The organism is Curtobacterium sp. Csp1 (assembly GCF_013347185.1).
In genome coordinates this window covers 839,222-857,462 of sequence record NZ_CP054594.1, presented here as the reverse complement: position 1 = coordinate 857,462, position 18,241 = coordinate 839,222, and the positions used below count along the sequence as shown (strand labels likewise).

General features: G+C 69.7%; 14 protein-coding genes. 1 reads left to right on the top strand and 13 read right to left on the bottom strand.

Annotation, left to right across the window (positions count from 1 at the left end):
- Nucleotides 1–20 precede the first annotated feature (20 nt).
- From HUN58_RS04240 to HUN58_RS04185, 12 genes are all read right to left on the bottom strand, one after another.
- Nucleotides 21–671, bottom strand: a complete 651-nt coding sequence (locus tag HUN58_RS04240; RefSeq protein WP_180225979.1) for a hypothetical protein — start codon at nucleotides 669–671, stop codon at nucleotides 21–23.
- Nucleotides 672–843: 172 nt separating this feature from the next.
- Complete coding sequence (locus HUN58_RS04235; protein ID WP_114849345.1) at nucleotides 844–1,635, bottom strand: hypothetical protein; 792 nt, start codon at nucleotides 1,633–1,635, stop codon at nucleotides 844–846.
- On the bottom strand, nucleotides 1,632–2,384 hold the full coding sequence (locus HUN58_RS04230) for a hypothetical protein (protein WP_180225978.1): 753 nt from the start codon (nucleotides 2,382–2,384) through the stop codon (nucleotides 1,632–1,634). Before HUN58_RS04230 ends, HUN58_RS04235 begins: the two co-directional genes overlap by 4 nt.
- Nucleotides 2,381–3,430 carry a type IV pilus assembly protein PilM gene (gene pilM, locus HUN58_RS04225; protein WP_114849343.1) on the bottom strand — a complete coding sequence of 350 codons (1,050 nt, stop codon included), beginning with the start codon at nucleotides 3,428–3,430 and terminating at the stop codon, nucleotides 2,381–2,383. The genes HUN58_RS04230 and pilM overlap by 4 nt, the downstream gene beginning before the upstream one ends.
- 21 nt (nucleotides 3,431–3,451) lie before the next feature.
- On the bottom strand, nucleotides 3,452–4,291 hold the full coding sequence (locus HUN58_RS04220) for an A24 family peptidase (protein WP_254631621.1): 840 nt from the start codon (nucleotides 4,289–4,291) through the stop codon (nucleotides 3,452–3,454).
- Nucleotides 4,288–6,072, bottom strand: a complete 1,785-nt coding sequence (locus HUN58_RS04215; protein WP_180225977.1) for a hypothetical protein — start codon at nucleotides 6,070–6,072, stop codon at nucleotides 4,288–4,290. Before HUN58_RS04215 ends, HUN58_RS04220 begins: the two co-directional genes overlap by 4 nt.
- Nucleotides 6,069–6,767 carry a type II secretion system protein J gene (locus tag HUN58_RS04210; RefSeq protein ID WP_058741126.1) on the bottom strand — a complete coding sequence of 233 codons (699 nt, stop codon included), beginning with the start codon at nucleotides 6,765–6,767 and terminating at the stop codon, nucleotides 6,069–6,071. The genes HUN58_RS04215 and HUN58_RS04210 overlap by 4 nt, the downstream gene beginning before the upstream one ends.
- A complete protein-coding gene (locus HUN58_RS04205) occupies nucleotides 6,764–8,146 on the bottom strand; it encodes a prepilin-type N-terminal cleavage/methylation domain-containing protein (RefSeq protein WP_180225976.1) in 1,383 nt (460 codons plus the stop codon). The genes HUN58_RS04210 and HUN58_RS04205 overlap by 4 nt, the downstream gene beginning before the upstream one ends.
- 70 nt (nucleotides 8,147–8,216) lie before the next feature.
- Nucleotides 8,217–8,717 carry a type II secretion system protein gene (locus HUN58_RS20895; RefSeq protein WP_208738924.1) on the bottom strand — a complete coding sequence of 167 codons (501 nt, stop codon included), beginning with the start codon at nucleotides 8,715–8,717 and terminating at the stop codon, nucleotides 8,217–8,219.
- 180 nt (nucleotides 8,718–8,897) lie between these two features.
- Nucleotides 8,898–10,121: a type II secretion system F family protein gene (locus HUN58_RS04195; protein ID WP_180225975.1), complete on the bottom strand. Its 1,224-nt coding sequence runs from the start codon at nucleotides 10,119–10,121 to the stop codon at nucleotides 8,898–8,900.
- A complete protein-coding gene (locus HUN58_RS04190; RefSeq protein ID WP_114849339.1) occupies nucleotides 10,121–11,803 on the bottom strand; it encodes a type IV pilus twitching motility protein PilT in 1,683 nt (560 codons plus the stop codon). The genes HUN58_RS04195 and HUN58_RS04190 overlap by 1 nt, the downstream gene beginning before the upstream one ends.
- A 22-nt stretch (nucleotides 11,804–11,825) precedes the next feature.
- Nucleotides 11,826–13,496 carry a GspE/PulE family protein gene (locus HUN58_RS04185; protein WP_114849542.1) on the bottom strand — a complete coding sequence of 557 codons (1,671 nt, stop codon included), beginning with the start codon at nucleotides 13,494–13,496 and terminating at the stop codon, nucleotides 11,826–11,828.
- A 317-nt stretch (nucleotides 13,497–13,813) separates the two neighbouring features.
- Here HUN58_RS04185 and HUN58_RS04180 point away from each other — a divergent pair, with 317 nt between their 5' ends.
- Nucleotides 13,814–14,179 (top strand): VOC family protein, encoded by a 366-nt coding sequence (locus tag HUN58_RS04180; RefSeq protein WP_058741130.1) that lies wholly within the window; start codon nucleotides 13,814–13,816, stop codon nucleotides 14,177–14,179.
- A 157-nt stretch (nucleotides 14,180–14,336) separates the two neighbouring features.
- Here HUN58_RS04180 and HUN58_RS04175 read toward each other — a convergent pair whose 3' ends face one another.
- Nucleotides 14,337–18,218 carry a DNA-directed RNA polymerase subunit beta' gene (locus tag HUN58_RS04175; RefSeq protein ID WP_058741131.1) on the bottom strand — a complete coding sequence of 1,294 codons (3,882 nt, stop codon included), beginning with the start codon at nucleotides 18,216–18,218 and terminating at the stop codon, nucleotides 14,337–14,339.
- Nucleotides 18,219–18,241: the final 23 nt, after the last annotated feature.

Below are 18,241 nucleotides of genomic sequence, written 5' to 3'. Positions count from 1 at the left end.
GGCTGCGCGATCGGGCCGGGTCAGGTGCGGCTGGGCTGCTCGGCCGGCGTCGGCTCGTGTGCCGTGTCGTCCTGCTCCTGTGCCGCTTCGTCCTGCGCCGCCCGGTCCTCTGCCGTCCGGTCGTTCGTCGCCTGGTCCTGCGCCGCCTGCTCGTTCGCTGCGGCGACGAGGGCGAGCGCGATGGTCGCGGTGATCACCGGGATGGACCCGGTGATCGGCACGGTGGGTGCGGACCCGGTCTGGAGGCGCGGCTCGGCCGCGGGGAGCGGTCCGGTCTGGAGGCGCGGCTCGGCCCGGGCGGGCGCGAGCGGCTCCGCCTCGTGGTCGCGGAGCGCGGGTCCGACGACCGGCAGGACCGCGGTCGTCGTCGGCGGCTCCGCGTGCAGGACTGCGGGCCCGACAGCGGTCCGGCCGGCACGCACCCGGGCTCGGCGCGCGCGACCCATCCGGACCAGCACGACGACCGCGACGACGGCCCAGATGCCGTTCACGATGGTCGACGGGATCGCGTGGTGGGCGGCGACGTTGATCGCCACCGACAGTCCTCCGACGAGGTTGAACACCTGGTACAGCGGCCCGTTGGGGATCTTCCCGAGCGAGAACAACAGGTAACCAGCGAGGACGGTTACGGCTCCGAACCAGCCGAGGAACTCCACGATTCCGACCAACACGCGCGACTCCGGGCACGACGAGGAACGGCCGTCCAGAGGCGACCGTCCGAGAGGGGGGTGAGCAGTCGCGAGTGCGACGTCGGGAGCATCGTAGGCACACCGACGGGTGTCGCGGAAGTGGGTGCGGCGTGGCGTGGCGCACCCACTTCGCGGGGTGGGTTCCCAGGCGGTGTCAGCCGGCGGGGGTGGCGGTGGCGGAGGGGGTCGCGGCGGGGGTCGCGGACGCGTTCTCGGTCGCCTGCGACACCTGGGCGGCCTTCGCATCGGCGAGGACGTACACGAACCCCGAGAGAGTCCAGGTGGTCCCGCCTGCGGTCGGGGCAGCGGACGCGTCGGCCGCGGTCTCCTGCTTCTGCGAGGTGATGCCGTTGACGAGGAACAGGCGCTCTCCGCTCTGCACGCCCTTGGTGAACTGCAGCGCCTGCGCGAACGACCCCGAGACGTCGATGCTCACCGCGATGGTCGAGAAGTTGGCGCCGGTGATGCGGCTGTCCGTCTTCGTCGCCGGGGCCACGGGCGACGTCGGCGCAGCGGCCGTCGGCTCGCCGCTGGGCGCCGAGGTCGCGCTCGTGCCGGTGGACGCAGGTACTCCACCGGTCGTCCCGGTCGACGCCGGCGGTGCGTACGCGGCCGCCCACGCGGTCGTGATGCCCGTCACCGTGACGCCGGACGAGGACGCGACCGCGTCGATCTCCTTGTAGAAGGCTGCGGTGGCGGGGGTCGACGGGACGGAGGCCTCGAGCGTCGCGAGCTCCTGCTGCTTGCTCGGGAGCTCCTTCGACTGCTCCGCGAGTCGGGCGAGTTCGCTCCGGTAGGTCTCGTTGGTCGCCTCGATGGACGCCTGCTGCTGCCGGTTCGCCGCGGCGGCGGCCAGCTGCGGTTGCACACCGAGGAAGAACCCGCCGACGAGGACGACGCTGCCGATGACGAGTGCCACGACGAGGTGGAGCCGGTTCCTGGTCACTTCGATCGCTCCTCGTACTTGCCGTCGTAGGCGGCTTCGTTCACGTGCACGGTCATGTTCACCGTGTAGTGGCCGTCCTCGTCGACACGTGACACGGCGTTCGCGTTCGCGTCGACGAACCCCTTCAGCCCACGCACGCGGTCCAGCCAGTCCGGGATCGAGGGCAGCAACGGGCTGTCCGCGTCGAAGGTGACCGTGGCGATCCGGACACCCTGCAGCGGGGCGTCCGCCTGTGTGTACGGCGCGAGCGGCGACGCCGAGTCGACGGTCACCCCGGTGATGGCCACACCGGCGGGCAGCGAGTCCTGGGCGCTCTGCAGGTACGCAGCCCAGTCGATCTCCGTCGCTCCGCCGACCGCCTGCGCCGAACGGACGAGGTCGGAGCGCCCCTCGACGTCGCGGACGTTCGAGTACTGTCCCTGCTGCTGCAGCAGCGCGGTGCCCTCGCTCTGGGCCGTCCGGAGCTGGCTGGCCGAGGACATCTGGTCCAGCGCCGTCATCCCGCTCCCGACGAGCACGACCGAGGCGACCACGGCCACCCCGAACCAGACCCGGCGGACGACGACGCGCTGGCGACGGTCGACGAGCACCTCGGTGGGGAGGAGGTCGACCCGGGGCGAGCCACCGACGACGAGGTCCCGGGGGGCCCGGCGGTTCTGCTGCCTCGAGCGCTGCTCGTGGTCGGACACGAGCTTGGCGGCCGACGAGGTCGGTCGGACTCCGCGGAGCCGTTCCATCGTGCCGGTCATGCTGCTCGTCCTCCCGCGGCGAGGCCCCAGGCCACCGCCATCGACTGCCCGCGTTCGGCCACGACCTCCGGCGCGATGCTCCGCGCCCAGTGGACGCCCGCGAAGGGGTCTCCCACGACGGTCGGGACGCCGGTCGTCTCGGCCAGGGCCTCGCCGAAGCCCGGCAGGCCGCTGCCCGCCCCGGCGAGGACGAGCCGTGCGATCGGCGCGCCGTCGCCCTTCGTGTTCACGAAGTAGTTCAGCGTGTTGCGGATGCTCGCGATGAGCTCGTTCGTGGCTTCGCGGACGACCGCGGCGGCGCGGACGTCGTCGGCGGTCTGCGCCCGCGCCCCGGTGCCGATCCAGCGCTTCACGACCTCGGCCTGCTCGAGGGAGATCTCGAGCCGCACGGCGATCTGCTTCGTGACCTCGTCGCCGCCGGTCGGGATGATCCGGACGAAGTGCGGGACCCCGTGCCGGGCGATGACCACGGTGGTGGCGTTGCCGCCGAGCTCGACGATGGCGGCGGCCGGGACGTCGGCGGGTGCGAGCACGCGGCTGAGGGCGAACGGGATCAGGTCGACGCCGACCGGGTGGAGACCGGCGAGCTGGACGGCTCGGACGTTGGCGAGCACGGCGTCCTTGATGGCGGCCACGAGCAGGCCGTGCACGACGGGTCCGCCCTCGCCGCTGCCCTCGGCGATCGGGTAGAAGTCGAGGATGGCCTCGCCCACCGGGACCGGGAGGAGGTCCTGGACCTGGAACGGGAGCGACTCACGGATCTGTGCCAGCGGCGCCTTGGGGACGGTGAGGTCCCGCGAGAGCACCCGCTGGTTGCCCATGCCGAGCGCGACGTCCTTGGTCCGGAAACGTCCGACGGCCCACAGCTCCCGGAGCGCGGCGGCGACGGTGTTCGGCTCGAGGACCTCACCGCGACTGGTCGACCCGATCGGCAGCGGGACCTCTGCGATGCGGAGGATGGACGGGGCGTTCCCACGGGTCCGCGCGACCTCGACGGCACGGATGGACGTGCTGCCGATGTCGATCCCGACGACGTTCTTCGCCATTGCTCGTTCTTCCGCTCGTGATCAGGTGAGGCCGATGAGGCCGAGGTACGCGTTCCACAGCGGCGTGCCGAGGAGGATGCCGAGCCATGCCCCGCCGAGCATCCAGGGCCCGAACGGGATGCCGCTCCCGCGCGGTGCGCGACGGGTCACGAGCAGGCCGATGGCGAACGTAGCGCCGAGGGCGAACCCCCCGAAAGCTCCCACTGCGAGGGGTCCCCATCCGAGGTACGCCAGCACGAGGCCGAGGACGCCCGCGAGCTTCACGTCACCCATGCCCATCCCGCCCGGGACGACCACAGCGAGGGCGAGGTACAGGACGAACATGATCGCTGCGCCGCCGACGGCCCGCAGGAGTGCGCCCCAGTCCCCCGTCGTCGCGGAGGTCGTCGCGAGCAGGAGCCCGAGCACCGGGTACGCGGGGAGCACGATCGCGTCGGGCAGCCGGTGCGTGTCGAGGTCGATCAGTGCCAACGAGATCGACACGGCCATCAGGTACAGCAGCCCGACGAGCAGCACCAGGGTCGGACCCGCGAGCGCTGCGTGCACCACCCCGGATGCGAGGACGCCGCCGGTGACCAGCGCGAACGACGCGCTCGTGCCCGCCTCGACGAGCGGGTACCGCGCCGAGATGCGCGAGCCGCAGTCGCGACAGGCACCACGGAGGACGATCCACGAGAGCACCGGGACGTTGTCGAACGCGCGGATCTCGGCTCGGCACGCCGGGCACGCGCTCGCGGGCCGCACGACCGACAGCCCGGCCGGGACGCGGTGCACCACGACGTTGAGGAACGAGCCGACGAGCAGTCCGAGGACCGCCGCGAGGCACACGATGGTCGGCGCGAGGGGTTGCAGGGTGTTCACACGCACACCCCCGCTCGCTGGACGCACGCACCGGACACCGCGTACGCGGCGGAGACCTCACCCATCGTCGTGACGCCGTACGTCGTCGTCACCGGGTTGAGGAAGCTCGGCGGCGCCGAGTGCTGCAGCCGCGCGTCGTAGGAGTAGGCCTTCCGGTACCCGCTCGACCCGGAGCGCACGACGCCGCGGAACTTCTGCGCGATCGCTCCGTAGATCGTGAGGGTGCCGCGGTCGCCGCCGTACGCGTAGTTCTGGACCTGGAAGGTGTGCGCCGCCGAGATGATGGCCGCGTCGATCTCGCGACCGGTGTCCCCGAGCATCGAGGTCACGCACGTGCTCCGTCCGCACGCCGAGTTCTGCACGGGGTTCCAGACCATGACGGCGTTGGTGGCGGTGAGTCCGAGCATGTCGGAGCCGCGGTCCTCGTAGGTGGTGTCGCCCGTCACGTAGAGGTAGTTCTCGGCGGCCACGGTCACCTGCCCGTCGACGACGCCGTGCACGAACGCATCGCCGGACCGGGAACCGTAGCTGCACGGGGACGAGCTCAGTTGCACCTCGCCGGTGCGCGGGTACCCGACCCCGTTGCCCTGGTTGCAGGTGTCCGGCAGCGCGGTCGTCGAGGACGCGTTCACGTCGCCCGCCTGGGGCACGTTCTGGACGTAGACGAGGTTGTTCGCCGGGACCGGGACGGTCGCGCCGGCGCTCGAGCCGAGCGCACCGGTACCGGTGCCGGGCTTGCCGCACGCCGCCGGCGCGGTGCCCTGCAGGGGGTTCGTCGCGTCGGTCCGCGTCATCTTCGACCACGGTGAGCGCACGGTCATGGTGCCGTCCGCGTTGAAGGTGATGTCCGTCGGCCCGGTGTACATGCAGCCGGGCGTGCGGGTCGCCGATGCGACGGTGTTGTACTGGGTGGCGGACTTCTGCTGCGCGTTCGTCGACGGCATGCCGATCGTCGACGTGAAGGCGGGTTGGGTCACGCCGGCGGGGAAGGACTGCCCGGAACACGACACGCCGTTCGAGTCCACCGGGTTGTACCGGAGGCCGCTGGTCGGGTTCGACGTCGTGATCTGCTTCGTGAAGCTCGCCTGGCAGATGCGCATCGTGTCGTTCGAGTGCGCGGGACCGTCGATGGTGTCCCCGCCGGAGAAGGCGATCTCGCCGCACTGGTTGCCGTTCCGGATCGCGGGACGTCCCTCCCACGCGTGCTTGACGCACGTCTGCGGGACCCCGGTGAGCACCGGGTCCTGGATCTCGTAGTCGGTGAAGTACAGGAAGTCGATGAAGCCCTGCTGGCGGATGCTCGCCACGACGGACCGGACGGCGGAGCCGACCTTCCCCGTGGCCCGGATCCGGATGCTCCCCGTGTCGAGGTACTTCGAGGCGTCGACCTCGTACCGGTATGCGGAGCGACCGTCGCCTCCCGGGACCGTCGCCCAGGTGCCGGTCGCACCGGTACCGAACGCGGGGTTGCTGGCGAGCCCCGTGGGGAGCGTCAGTGCCGTGCTCGTCGAGGAGAAGGGCGCGGCGGGGTTCCCGTACTGGGTGTACCCGGTGTCGTTCGAGAGCCGCGCCTCGTAGTCCTGGACCCCGGCGTAGGCAGCACTGAGCGCGGCGTTCCAGTCGGAGTCGGACGAGGACTTCTTGATCCCGGCGACGGCGACCGTGGTCGCGGTCGCGATCATGAACACCACGACCGTCCCGAAGATGATGGCGATCGCGAGGGCCATGCCTCGCTCGTCGCGGAGCGCGTCGAGGTGCAGTGCGCGTCGGAGGCGGATCACGACTGGTCCCCTGTCGGGTCGAGGAGGTTCGGCAGACCGATGGTGTTCCGGAGGGTCGTGCCGTTCTGCAGGGTGCTCGCGGACGACGACACCCGGAGCGTGACGCGGACGAACGCGATCTGACCCAGCTGGGCCGCGGAGAGGAGACCGGTCGACGGATCGGGGGTCAGGGCAGCGCCGGAGAGCTGCAGGTACTCGAACACCGGAGTGGCCCCGGCGGCCGGGACCTCGATCGACGAGGTGATCGTCGTCGTCGTGCCGGATCCGGGGAACGTGTAGTAGGCGTTGTCGGTCGTGACCCCGGGGACGATCTGCTCGGTCAGTGTGCCCGACGAGCCGACCGTGAAGCGGACCTGCTGGGGCGCCGCGGTCCGCCCGGTCGCGACCAGGGTCGTGAACTGCACCGTGTTCGTGCCCGCGACGGCGAAGGCCGGGGCGTCGCTCGTCCCGAGACGCGGGTTGTCCGCGGCGGAACGCACCTTGCGGACGACCTCGTTCATGGCGGTCGACGCGGCCCGACCGTTCTGGTCACGCGCCGCCGCGAACGTCGTCGCCGTGGTGATCGAGTAGAAGGTGCCGCCGACGATCGCGAGCAGGACGGCGAAGAGACCCATCGCGATGAGGAGCTCCACGAGGGTCAACCCGCGGTCGTCGCGGCGGACGCGGTCGAGGACCGTGCGCGCGAGGCGGTTCACGGCGCGACCCTGGGGTCGAGGGTCACGGACCCGGTGTTCAGGAGGACCCCGAGGAGCCCCTTCGCGGTCACGTTCCGCGGCAGTGAGGTCGCATCCTTCTGGGCCGTCACCGACCAGGTCCCGTACGGCAGCGCGAGGGTGACGTCGGTCGTGCCGGACGTGCCCGACGCCGCGCGGGCGAACGTGTAGCGCTGGGTCACCCGGCAGCCGGGATCGCCGTTCGCCGGTGCGGCCGTCGTCGCGGTCAGGACCGTGTCCGACCGGTCGATCGTCACCGTGACGGCACCGGTGGCGACCGGCGCGGTGAGCTGGTCCTTCGAGACCGCCGGTGTCGGGGTCTTGCCGATCCGTCCGTCGGACGCCTTCGGCCAGGCGGTCGGGTCGGTCGACAGGCAACTGCTCGCGTTGACGGTACCGTCACCGTTCGTCGTGTTCGAGTCGTAGATGCCCGGGTACACGACGTAGCCCGAGGGGATCGGGCTGAGGTACTGCGTCGCGGGCGTCCCGGTCAGCCGGGCGACCCCGTAGGTCGACACGAACGAGGTCGTGAGGTTCGTCGGCAGCATCGCACCCGGGGTGTTGCTCGCGTACTGCATCGCGACGGCGATCGCCGGGTCGTACGTGAAGGACGCGCCACCGGACTGCCCGGCCTTGACGACGACGGTCTTCGTCGGGGCGGCCTGCTGGTCCTGGTCCCGGTACTGCGCCCCACCCGGACCGCCGAGCGTGACCGTGTAGGTGCCGGGGACGACCTTGATGGCGACGGTGCACCCGTCGGCGTTCGTCACCGTCGGCTGGGTCGCGAGCGCGAGCGCGGTGTTGCCGGGCACGTCGGCGAGCGGCGTCGGGACGACGGACACGGGGACGCCCGCGGTCCCACCGCTCCCGGTGATCGACTGCACCTGCACGAGGATCGTGCCGAGGGTCGGGTCGTTGATCTTGGTGGACGGCGAGAAGACGGTCTCCTGCTTGACCGGAGCCGCCGAGCCCATGCCGGGCCACGTGACCGTGATGTGCACGTTGAGGAACAGGAGCTGCGCGGTGGTGCCCGCGGCGGACGCGGAGCAGCGGTTGGTGGTGCCGTCGGTGTACTGCCAGTCGAGGGTCCGACGCACCGTGTAGGTACGCCCGTCGACCTGCGGCGTCTCGGTGCTGCCGGCCATGCCGGTGATGTTCGTCTGCGCCTGGATGCGAGCCGTGTCGATCGCACCGGCGGCGAGGTTCACGGCCTGCGCGCGGGCGGAGTTGTCCGAGGTGATGCGCATCACGGAGGCGATGCCGACGAGGGCCCCGGCGATGATGATGCCGAAGACGGTGATGGCCACGATGACCTCGACGAGCGTGAAGCCCGCGTCGCGCGGTCGTTCCTGCGTGCGCATCACGGTCTCCTTCCCGGTTCGACGCGCGGACGGGGGCCGAGCGGATCGCTCGACCCCCGTGCAACGGGTGTTACGGCGTGACGGTCGCGTTCGCGGCCGAGAACGAGGTGCCGGAGCAGCTGCCGGCCTTGACGCCGGCGGTCTCGGTCGCGGCGAAGGACTTGCCGGTCGAGCTGATGCCCATCACGCAGAACGACGTCCCCGAGCCGGAGTAGACCAGCTGCGCTTCGGCGTCGCTCCAGGTCGCGCCGGCGGCCGACCACGACTGGCCGCCGGTCACGCCCGCAGCGTTGAGCCCGGAGGCCGCCTTCGTGGACAGGTTGCCGGGCAGCGTGTTGCTGTTCTGGGTCGAGATGCTCACGACCGCCGTCTTGAGGTTCGACACGTCGTTCTGCACACCCGAGTCACGCGCGTTGTTCTGCACGCCGAGGTACACCGGGATGGCGATCGCGGCGAGGATGCCGATGATGATCACGACCACCAGGAGCTCGATGAGCGTGAAGCCCTTGTCGGACTCCTTGGCGATCTCGTTGCGGCGAGCGTTGAGCTTGCCCAGCAGCGCGAAGTACATGGTTGTTCCATTCTTCCAAGAATGCATTCGGGTGGGTGGGGGCTGTGCTGCCGCCGCCGTCAAGCGTATGGACGGCACTTTCTGTGCATAATCCCGAGAACGGGGGGTGGAACGGCAGCAAATTACCCCCACTACCGGGGTCAGCTCGTGACCAAACCACCCCTGAACGGGGCATACGCGTCAGTGGATGAGCGAGGAGATCTTGAAGATCGGCAGGTACAGCGCGATGATCATGCCGCCGACCACGACACCCAAGAATGCGATCAACAATGGCTCGATCAATGCGGTCAACGCCTCGGTCGTGGATTCCACCTCGTTGTCGTAGAAGACCGCGATCTTCTCCAGCATCACCTCGAGGGAACCGGCGTCCTCGCCGACCGCGACCATCTGCGAGACCATCTCCGGGAACACGCTCTCGCGCGCCAGGGGTTCAGCGATCGACTCGCCCTTCCGGACCGCTTCGGCGACCCGCTCCAGCGCGCGCTGGACCGTGAAGTTGTTCGAGACCTCGCCGACGATCTGCAGCGCCTGCAGGATCGGCACGCCGGCGCTGATCATGTTCGAGAGGTTCCGGGCGAAGCGTGCGATGACGATCTTGCGGTTGAGCGCGCCGAAGACCGGGAGCTTCAGTCGCAGCGGGTCGACGACGGCGCGGACGGCATCGGTGTGCTGCTTCGCGCGCCACCAGAACCAGCCGGCGACGACCGCGGCGACGAGGATCGGCCCGACCCACACCATCGCGTTCGAGGCGTAGACGAGCAGCAGCGTCGGCAGCGGCAACTGCCCCCCGAGCGACGCGAACATCTTCTGGAAGATCGGCACGATGAAGACGAGCATCACCACGACCGCGACCAGCGACATCACGAGGACCACGACGGGGTAGGTCATCGCGGACTTGATCGTCGAACGGAGCTTGTGCTCCTTCTCGAAGTTCGTCGCGATCGAGTCCATCGCCTGGTCCAGGAAGCCGCCGGTCTCCCCCGCCCGGATCATGTTGATCATGATCGGCGGGAAGTCCACCGGGTACTTGCCGACCGCGTCCGAGAACGAGACGCCGCGTTCGACGTCGTCACGCACCTTGCCGAGGATCTCCTTGAGCTTCTTGCTCTCGGTCTGGTCGGCGAGGATCGTGAGGGCCCGGAGCAGGGAGAGCCCCGAGGACAGCATCGTCGAGGCCTGCCGCGACATGATCGCGAGCTCCTTCAGCCCGACGCCTCGCTCGAACCCCGGGATCTTGATCTCCGTCTGCAGCCCGGTGCCCGGCTTCGCCTCGGTGATCGCGATCGGCGAGACGCCCATCCCCCGGAGTCGCTGGACGACGGCACCCTCGGACGCGGCGTCGAGCCGTCCCTTGACGAGCTTCCCGCTGCCGTCCCGTCCCCGGTAGTCGTACGCGAGCGACATCAGTGGCCCCCCGAGAACTTGTCGCCGAAGTCGATCTCCGAGGCGGCGATCGCCGCCGCGGACGAGTCAGACGGCGACTCGACGCGCTGCACGAGGCGGTCGAAGCCGTCCTCGTCCTGCACCTTCTCCATCGCGGCGGCCCGGGTGATGGTGCCGACGTTGACGAGTTCGGCGAGGTCCTGGTCCATGGTGTGCATGCCGCTGTCCCGCCCGGCCTGCATGGCCGAGGTGATCTGGTAGGTCTTGCCCTCGCGGACCAGGTTGGCGATGGCCGGGGTGGTCCGCATGATCTCGGTGGCGACGACGCGGCCGGAGCCGTTGGCCTTCGGCACGAGCGTCTGGCAGACGACGCCCTCGAGCGTCGCCGCGAGCTGCGTGCGGATCTGGCCCTGCTGGTGCGGCGGGAAGACGTCGATGACGCGGTCGATCGTGCCGGGGGCGCTCTGCGTGTGCAGGGTGGCGAACACCAGGTGTCCGGTCTCGGCGGCGGTCAGCGCGACGGAGATGGTCTCGAGGTCGCGGAGCTCGCCGATCAGGATGACGTCGGGGTCCTGCCGGAGGACGTGCTTCAGCGCGGCGGCGAAGGAGTGCGTGTCGGCACCGACCTCGCGCTGGTTGATGATCGCCTTCTTGTGGTCGTGCATGAACTCGATGGGGTCCTCGACCGTCACGATGTGGTCGGCGCGGGTCTCGTTGACCAGGTCGATGAGCGCCGCGAGGGTCGTCGACTTGCCGGAGCCGGTCGGTCCGGTGACGAGCACGAGGCCGCGCGGGAGCCTCGCGAACGCGCCGACGTGGTCGGGGATGCCGAGCTGCTTGAGCGTCTTGATCTGCGTGGGGATGATGCGGAAGGCCGCGCCCCAGTTGCCCCGCTGCTGGTAGTAGTTCACGCGGAACCGGTACTCCGGCGACAGCGAGTACGCGAAGTCGAGCTCCTGCTCGTGGTCGAACTGGCCGGCCTGCTCGGGGGTCAGGAGCGTCTTCAGCGCCGCGATCACCTTGTTGCGGGACCACGGTCCGCCGGGCACGGCGGGGCGGAGCGACCCGTCGACGCGGACCGTCGGTGGCGCGTCCGCGGTGACGTGCAGGTCGGAGGCGTCCTGGTACACCACCTGCGCGAGCGCGGTCACGAGGTCGGCGTCGGCGACCTCGCGCGCGTGGCGGGTGAAGCCGATCTCGGTGTGCGCGACACCGCCGACGGCCGCCTGGTGCGCGACGGCGACGGGCGCGGCCGGGAGGATCGTGGTCGCTTCCGCGGGCACCACCGGCAGGTGTTGGGTCACCGCGTCGGGGTAGCCGTACGACGCCGTCGAGGCGGGCACGGCCGCCGGCGGGGTCGCCGGCGCGGCATGGGGCTGCGCCGGCGGCACCGCGGCGGGACCTCCGACGAGCGAGCTCGGCCCCGGGGCAGCGGCCGCGCCGCCGCCGGTGCTCCCGGGCACGTACCAGGGCTGCTCGTCCGACGGGTGGAGCTCTGCGGACAGGTCGTACACCGCTCCGCCCGCGATCGGGGCCGCGGACGCGACGACGTCGGGCGACGTCGGGGTCCACGCGGCCGCCTCCGCCGCCGCGGCGGCGAGGCGTGCGGCACGGCGGCCGCCGACCTCGTTGCCCGGCTGCCCGGGGTGCCAGCCGGCGACGGGGTCGTCGCCCGCCTCGATGTCGTACACGGATTCGTCCATCGTCCTGTCGTCCCTGCTCCGCCTACGCGACAACGCGGAGGATCTCGTCGACGCTCGTCATCCCGCGCTTGACCTTCTCCCACCCGTCCTGACGGAGCGTCAGCATGCCCTGCTGCTGCGCGACCCGGCTGATCTCGGCGCTCGACGCCCGCGCGACCGCGAGCCGCTCGATCTCCTCGGTGACGGTCATGACCTCGTGCAGGGCGATGCGGCCCCGGTACCCGGTGTTCGAACACACGGCGCACCCGACCGGCCCGAAGAACTCCGGCACGGTGTCGCCGTCCGCCGCGAGGAACCCGAGCGCCTGCAGCTGCGCCGGCGCGTACTGCGCGGGCGCCTTGCAGCGGTCGCAGAGCCGGCGGGCGAGACGCTGTGCGACCACGGAGTCGAGCGCCGACCCGACCAGGAACGGCTCGATGTCCATCTCGGTGAGCCGCGTGACGGCCGACGGGGCGTCGTTCGTGTGCAGCGTCGAGAGCACGAGGTGCCCGGTCAGCGACGCCTCGATCGCGATCTGCGCCGTCTCGTGGTCACGGATCTCGCCGAGGAGCACCACGTCCGGGTCGGAACGCAGGATCGACCGCAGCGCCGAGGCGAAGGTCAGTCCGGCCTTCGGGTTGACCTGCACCTGGTTGATGCCGGCCATCCGGTACTCGACCGGGTCCTCGACCGTGATGACGTTGATCTCCGGACGGGCGACCGCGTTCAGGGTCGTGTACAGCGTGGTCGACTTGCCCGAGCCGGTGGGCCCGGTGACCAGGATCATGCCGTACGGCTTCGAGTAGGACCGCTGGTACGCCGCGAAGTTCTGCTCGAGCAGGTTGAGGTCGGTCAGGGTCATCGACGTGTTCGTGTTGTCGAGGATCCGCATGACGACCTTCTCGCCCCACACCGTGGGGAGCGTCGCCACGCGCAGGTCGATCTGCCGGCCGCCGTGCCGCACCGACATCCGGCCGTCCTGCGGCTTCCGCCGCTCGGCGATGTCGATGTCGCTCATGATCTTCAGCCGGCTGATGACGCCGTTCTGGATGTTCTTCGGCGCCGGTGCCATCTCGTGCAGCACGCCGTCGATGCGGTAGCGCACCCGGACCTCGTGCTCCCCCGGCTCGATGTGGATGTCCGAGGCGTGGTCCTGGATCGCCTGGGACACGAGCAGGTTCACGAACCGGACGATCGGGACGTCGTCGAGCGCACCGTCGGTCAGGTCCACCTGCTGGTTCGCCTGCGCGGACGCTTCTTCCTCGAGGGACGAGGTCAGGTCGTTCAGCTCGTCGTCGGCGCGCAGGTAGCGGTCGAGCGCCGACTGCAGCTCGCGCTCGTCGACCTGCAGCGGCTTCACGGTCCGGCCGGACGCGGTCCGAGCGTCGTCGATCGCGAGCACGTTCGTCGGGTTGACCATCGCGAGCACGAGGGTCTCGCCCTCGAACCCGATGCCGAGCACGCCGTGCCGCCGGCAGAGCGCCGCGGGGAGCATCGACACCGCGGTGCCGTCGACCGGGTAGTCGGTGAGCGGGACCGTGCGGGAGTTGTGCGACGCGGCGCGGGCGGTGATGTACTGCGCCTCGCTCACGACGCCCTGGTCGACGAGCGCGCGGATGGACCGTTCGTCGATCTCCTCGTCTCCGGTCATGGAGTCGAGGTGTTCGATCGGCAGGGCGCCGTTGAGGATGAGGATCTCGGAGAGCGTGGCCATGTGCCCCGGGAACTCCTTCGGGTCGAGCTCGGGTTCGGGTGTCGGCGCAGCGACGTCGCGGCGCTCGTCCACGCTAGAGCCGCGGAACGCGGGGACCGCAGTCCCACAACGAGGGGGCGACGGGGTGTCCGGTGGCCCCAGAGCAGGGGTGCCGGGTGCTGTCGGGTGACGTCCATGCGTCGATCCTGCGGTGGCGGACCACGCGACGCGGACCCACGCCTGCGGTCTGTGGACGGACAGCGCCGAGCGTTCCGCTGTGGAGGAACGTTCAGCGTCCGACCCTCGACGCGGACCGGACCCGCGGGACATGATGAGACATGGACATCACGAGCGTGACCGTGGGGTTGCCCGTCAGCGACGTCGAGGCGTCCTGCCTCTGGTACGGCGCCGTGTTCCAACGCACCGATCCCGACCTCGAGCCGGAGGACGGCGTCGTCGAGTACGAGATCGGCGGCATCTGGCTGCAGTTGTACGCCGCCGCGGACGCCGAGCAGCGCCCCGCGACCGTCCGCTTCGGCGTCGACGACGTCCGCGCGCAGCACGCGCGCATCGGGTCCCTCGGGATCGACGTCGGCCCGGTCGAGTGCGTCGACGGTGCCGTCGACTGGTTCGACGTCCGCGACCCCGACGGGAACGTGCTCAGCCTGTACTCGCTCGTCGACGAGAAGGGCCGGACGGCCTGACCGGCGGACTGGAGGATCGTGGCGGGGCCCGCCACGATCCTCCAGTCCGGCTCCCGATCCGACGACGAGACTCCCGGTCCGACAACGAGGAAGGCCCCCGCATCCGAGGATGCGGGGGCCTTCCGGGTTCAGCTCAGACTCAGTTGGCTGTGCCTGTTCAGTTGTAGGTGCCCGGCGTGAAGTCGTCCGACGAGAAGCTGTCGAAGTCGACGAAGCTCAGGTCGGCGTCCGAGAACGAGGAGTCGTCGGCGAAGATGCGGTTGGGGTACCGCTCCGCCTTGGCTTCCTCGGTCGCGGCGACGTCCACGTCACGGTACCGGCTGAGGCCCGTCCCGGCGGGGATGAGCTTACCGATGATGACGTTCTCCTTGAGGCCGACGAGGTGGTCCTGCTTGCCCTCCATGGCCGCCTGCGTGAGGACGCGGGTGGTCTCCTGGAAGGACGCGGCGGACAGCCACGACTCGGTCGCGAGGGACGCCTTCGTGATGCCCATGACCTCCTGGCGAGCCGAGGCGGTCTTGCGACCCTCCTGCAGCGCCGCACGGTTCAGCGCGTTGTAGCGCGACCGGTCGACGAGCTCACCCGGCAGCAGGTCGGTGTCGCCGTGGTCGACGACGGTGACCTTGCGGAGCATCTGACGGACGATGACCTCGATGTGCTTGTCGTGGATCGGCACGCCCTGCGAGCCGTACACGTCCTGCACACCGTTGACGAGGTGCTTCTGGACCTCGCGCACACCCTTGACCCGGAGGACCTCCTTCGGGTCCACCGTGCCGGCGATGAACTGCTCGCCGAGCTCGACGTGCTGGCCGTCCTCGATGAGGAGGGTGGCACGCTTGAGCACCGGGTAGATGAACGGTTCGTCGCCGTTGTCCGGCGTGAGGATGATCCGACGACCCTTGTCCGTGTCCTCGATCGTGACGCGGCCGGGGGCCTCGGCGATCGGGGACGCGCCCTTCGGGGTGCGGGCCTCGAAGAGCTCCGTCACGCGGGGCAGACCCTGCGTGATGTCGTCGGCCGAGGCCGAACCACCCGTGTGGAAGGTACGCATCGTCAGCTGGGTACCGGGCTCACCGATGGACTGGGCGGCGATGATGCCGACCGCCTCGCCGATGTCGACGAGGTTGCCCGTGGCGAGCGAACGGCCGTAGCACTTCGCGCAGACACCGACGGCGGACTCGCAGGTCAGGACCGAGCGCACCTTGATGCTCTCGACACCGGCCTCGAGCAGCGTGTCCAGCAGGACGTCGCCGACGTCCGAACCGGCCTCGGCCACCACGGTGCCGTTCGCGTCCACGGCCTCGACGGCCAGGGTGCGCGAGTACACCGTGTTCTCGACGCGCGGGTCGCGGACGAGCTTGCCGTCCTCGCCCTTGGTCGCGATCGGCAGCTCGAGGCCACGGGTCGTGCCGCAGTCGTCCTCACGGATGATGACGTCCTGCGAGACGTCGACGAGACGACGCGTCAGGTAGCCCGAGTCGGCGGTACGGAGAGCCGTGTCCGCCAGGCCCTTGCGCGCACCGTGCGTGGCGATGAAGTACTCCGCCACGGTCAGGCCCTCGCGGTACGAGTTGATGATCGGGCGGGCGATGATCTCACCCTTCGGGTTGTTCACCAGACCACGCATACCGGCGATGTTGCGCACCTGCAGCCAGTTACCACGAGCACCCGACGACACCATGCGGTTGATGGTGTTGTCGATCGGGAAGTTGTCGCGCATCTCCTGCGCGATCTCGTTCGTGGCCTCGGTCCAGATCTTGATCAGGTCGGCGCGGCGCTCCGCGTCGGTGATCAGACCCTTGTCGAACTCGCCCTGGACCTTGGCGGCCTGGACCTCGTAGCCCGCGATGATCTCCTTCTTGCGCGGCGGCGTGACGACGTCGGAGAGCGCGACGGTCACACCGGAGCGCGTGCCCCAGTAGAAGCCCGCGTCCTTGATCCGGTCCAGCGCGGCGGCCGTCTCGGTCTTGGAGTAGCGCTCGGCGAGGTCGTTGACGATCGCGGAGAGGGTGCCCTTGTCGGTGACGCGCTGCACGAACGGGTAGTCCGCCGGCAGGGTCTCGTTGAAGAGCGCGCGGCCCAGCGTGGTCTCGAGGAGGATCGACTGACCCACCTCGTAGCCCTCGGGAGCCTCGCCCTCGGCGAAGTGGACACCCGACATGCGGATCTTCACCATCGCGTTGAGGTCCAGCGTGTTCTGGTCCTTCGCCATGATCGCCTCGGCGACCGAGGAGAACGAACGGCCCTCACCGACGGCGCCCTCGCGGACGGTCGTCAGGTGGTGCAGACCGATGATCATGTCCTGTGCGGGCAGGGTCACCGGACGGCCGTCCGACGGCTTGAGGATGTTGTTCGAGGCGAGCATCAGGATGCGGGCCTCGGCCTGGGCCTCGACCGACAGCGGCAGGTGCACGGCCATCTGGTCACCGTCGAAGTCCGCGTTGAACGCAGCACACACGAGCGGGTGGAGCTGGATGGCCTTGCCCTCGACGAGCTGCGGCTCGAACGCCTGGATGCCCAGACGGTGCAGCGTCGGCGCACGGTTCAGCAGCACGGGGCGCTCGCGGATGATCTCCTCGAGCACGTCCCACACCTGCGGACGCGAACGCTCGACCATGCGCTTGGCCGACTTGATGTTCTGCGCGTGCGACAGGTCGATCAGGCGCTTGATGACGAACGGCTTGAACAGCTCGAGCGCCATCTGCTTCGGCAGACCGCACTGGTGCAGCTTGAGCTGCGGGCCGACGATGATGACCGAACGGCCCGAGTAGTCGACGCGCTTGCCGAGCAGGTTCTGGCGGAATCGACCCTGCTTGCCCTTGAGCATGTCGCTCAGGGACTTCAGGGCGCGGTTGCCGGTACCCGTGACGGGACGACCACGACGACCGTTGTCGAACAGCGCGTCGACCGCTTCCTGCAGCATGCGCTTCTCGTTGTTAACGATGATCTCGGGGGCACCGAGGTCGAGCAGGCGGCGGAGACGGTTGTTGCGGTTGATCACACGACGGTAGAGGTCGTTGAGGTCCGACGTGGCGAAGCGGCCACCGTCGAGCTGCACCATCGGGCGGAGCTCCGGCGGGATGACCGGCACGACGTCGAGCACCATCGCGGCCGGCGAGTTGCCGGTGGCGAGGAAGGAGCTGACGACGCGCAGACGCTTGATCGCGCGGATCTTCTTCTGGCCCTTGCCCTCGGCGATCTGCAGGCGCAGCGCCTCGGCCTCGGCGGCCAGGTCGAACGCCTCGAGCCGCAGCTTGATCGCCTCGGCGCCCATGTAGGCGTCGAAGTAGATCCCGAAGCGGTCCTGGAGCTCGTGGAAGACGGCGTCCTCGGGCTTGAGGTCGCCCACCTTGAGGTTGCGGAAGTCCTCCCACACGCGCTCGAGGCGGGTGATGTCCTCGTCGAAGGACTTGCGGACCTGGGACATCTCCTTCTCGGCGGTGTCCTTGGTCCGGCGCTTCACGTCGGCCTTGGCGCCCTCTTCCTCGAGCGCTGCGAGGTCGTCCTCGAGCTTCTTGAGGCGGTCGGCGATGATCGAGTCGCGCTGACCCTCGAGGTTCTTGATCTCGAGGCGCATCTCGTTCTCGAGACCGGGCATGTCGGCGTGACGGCCCTCTTCATCGATGTCGATGATCATGTACGCCGCGAAGTAGATGACCTTCTCGAGGTCCTTCGGCGCCATGTCGAGGAGGTACCCGAGGCGCGACGGGACGCCCTTGAAGTACCAGATGTGCGTGACGGGGGCGGCGAGCTCGATGTGGCCCATGCGCTCACGACGGACCGAGGACTTGGTGACCTCGACGCCGCAGCGCTCGCACACGATGCCCTTGAAGCGCACGCGCTTGTACTTGCCGCAGGCGCACTCCCAGTCCCGGGACGGACCGAAGATCTGCTCGCCGAACAGACCGTCCTTCTCGGGCTTCAGGGTGCGGTAGTTGATGGTCTCCGGCTTCTTGACCTCGCCGTACGACCACTGACGGATGTCCTCGGCGGTCGCGAGACCGATCCGGATGGCGTCAAAGGAAGTTGCTTCGAGCAATGTTCTTCTCTCTTGCTGAGTTC

Excerpts from the sequence above, each read along its gene's own strand:
- HUN58_RS04180 (WP_058741130.1), top strand. The coding sequence starts at position 13,814 with ATGGACATCACGAGCGTGACCGTGGGGTTGCCCGTCAGCGACGTCGAG.
- HUN58_RS04190 (WP_114849339.1), bottom strand. The coding sequence starts at position 11,803 with ATGGACGAATCCGTGTACGACATCGAGGCGGGCGACGACCCCGTCGCC.
- HUN58_RS04205 (WP_180225976.1), bottom strand. The coding sequence starts at position 8,146 with ATGCGCACGCAGGAACGACCGCGCGACGCGGGCTTCACGCTCGTCGAG.
- pilM (WP_114849343.1), bottom strand. The coding sequence starts at position 3,430 with ATGGCGAAGAACGTCGTCGGGATCGACATCGGCAGCACGTCCATCCGT.
- HUN58_RS04230 (WP_180225978.1), bottom strand. The coding sequence starts at position 2,384 with ATGACCGGCACGATGGAACGGCTCCGCGGAGTCCGACCGACCTCGTCG.
- HUN58_RS04195 (WP_180225975.1), bottom strand. The coding sequence starts at position 10,121 with ATGTCGCTCGCGTACGACTACCGGGGACGGGACGGCAGCGGGAAGCTC.
- HUN58_RS20895 (WP_208738924.1), bottom strand. The coding sequence starts at position 8,717 with ATGTACTTCGCGCTGCTGGGCAAGCTCAACGCTCGCCGCAACGAGATC.
- HUN58_RS04185 (WP_114849542.1), bottom strand. The coding sequence starts at position 13,496 with ATGGCCACGCTCTCCGAGATCCTCATCCTCAACGGCGCCCTGCCGATC.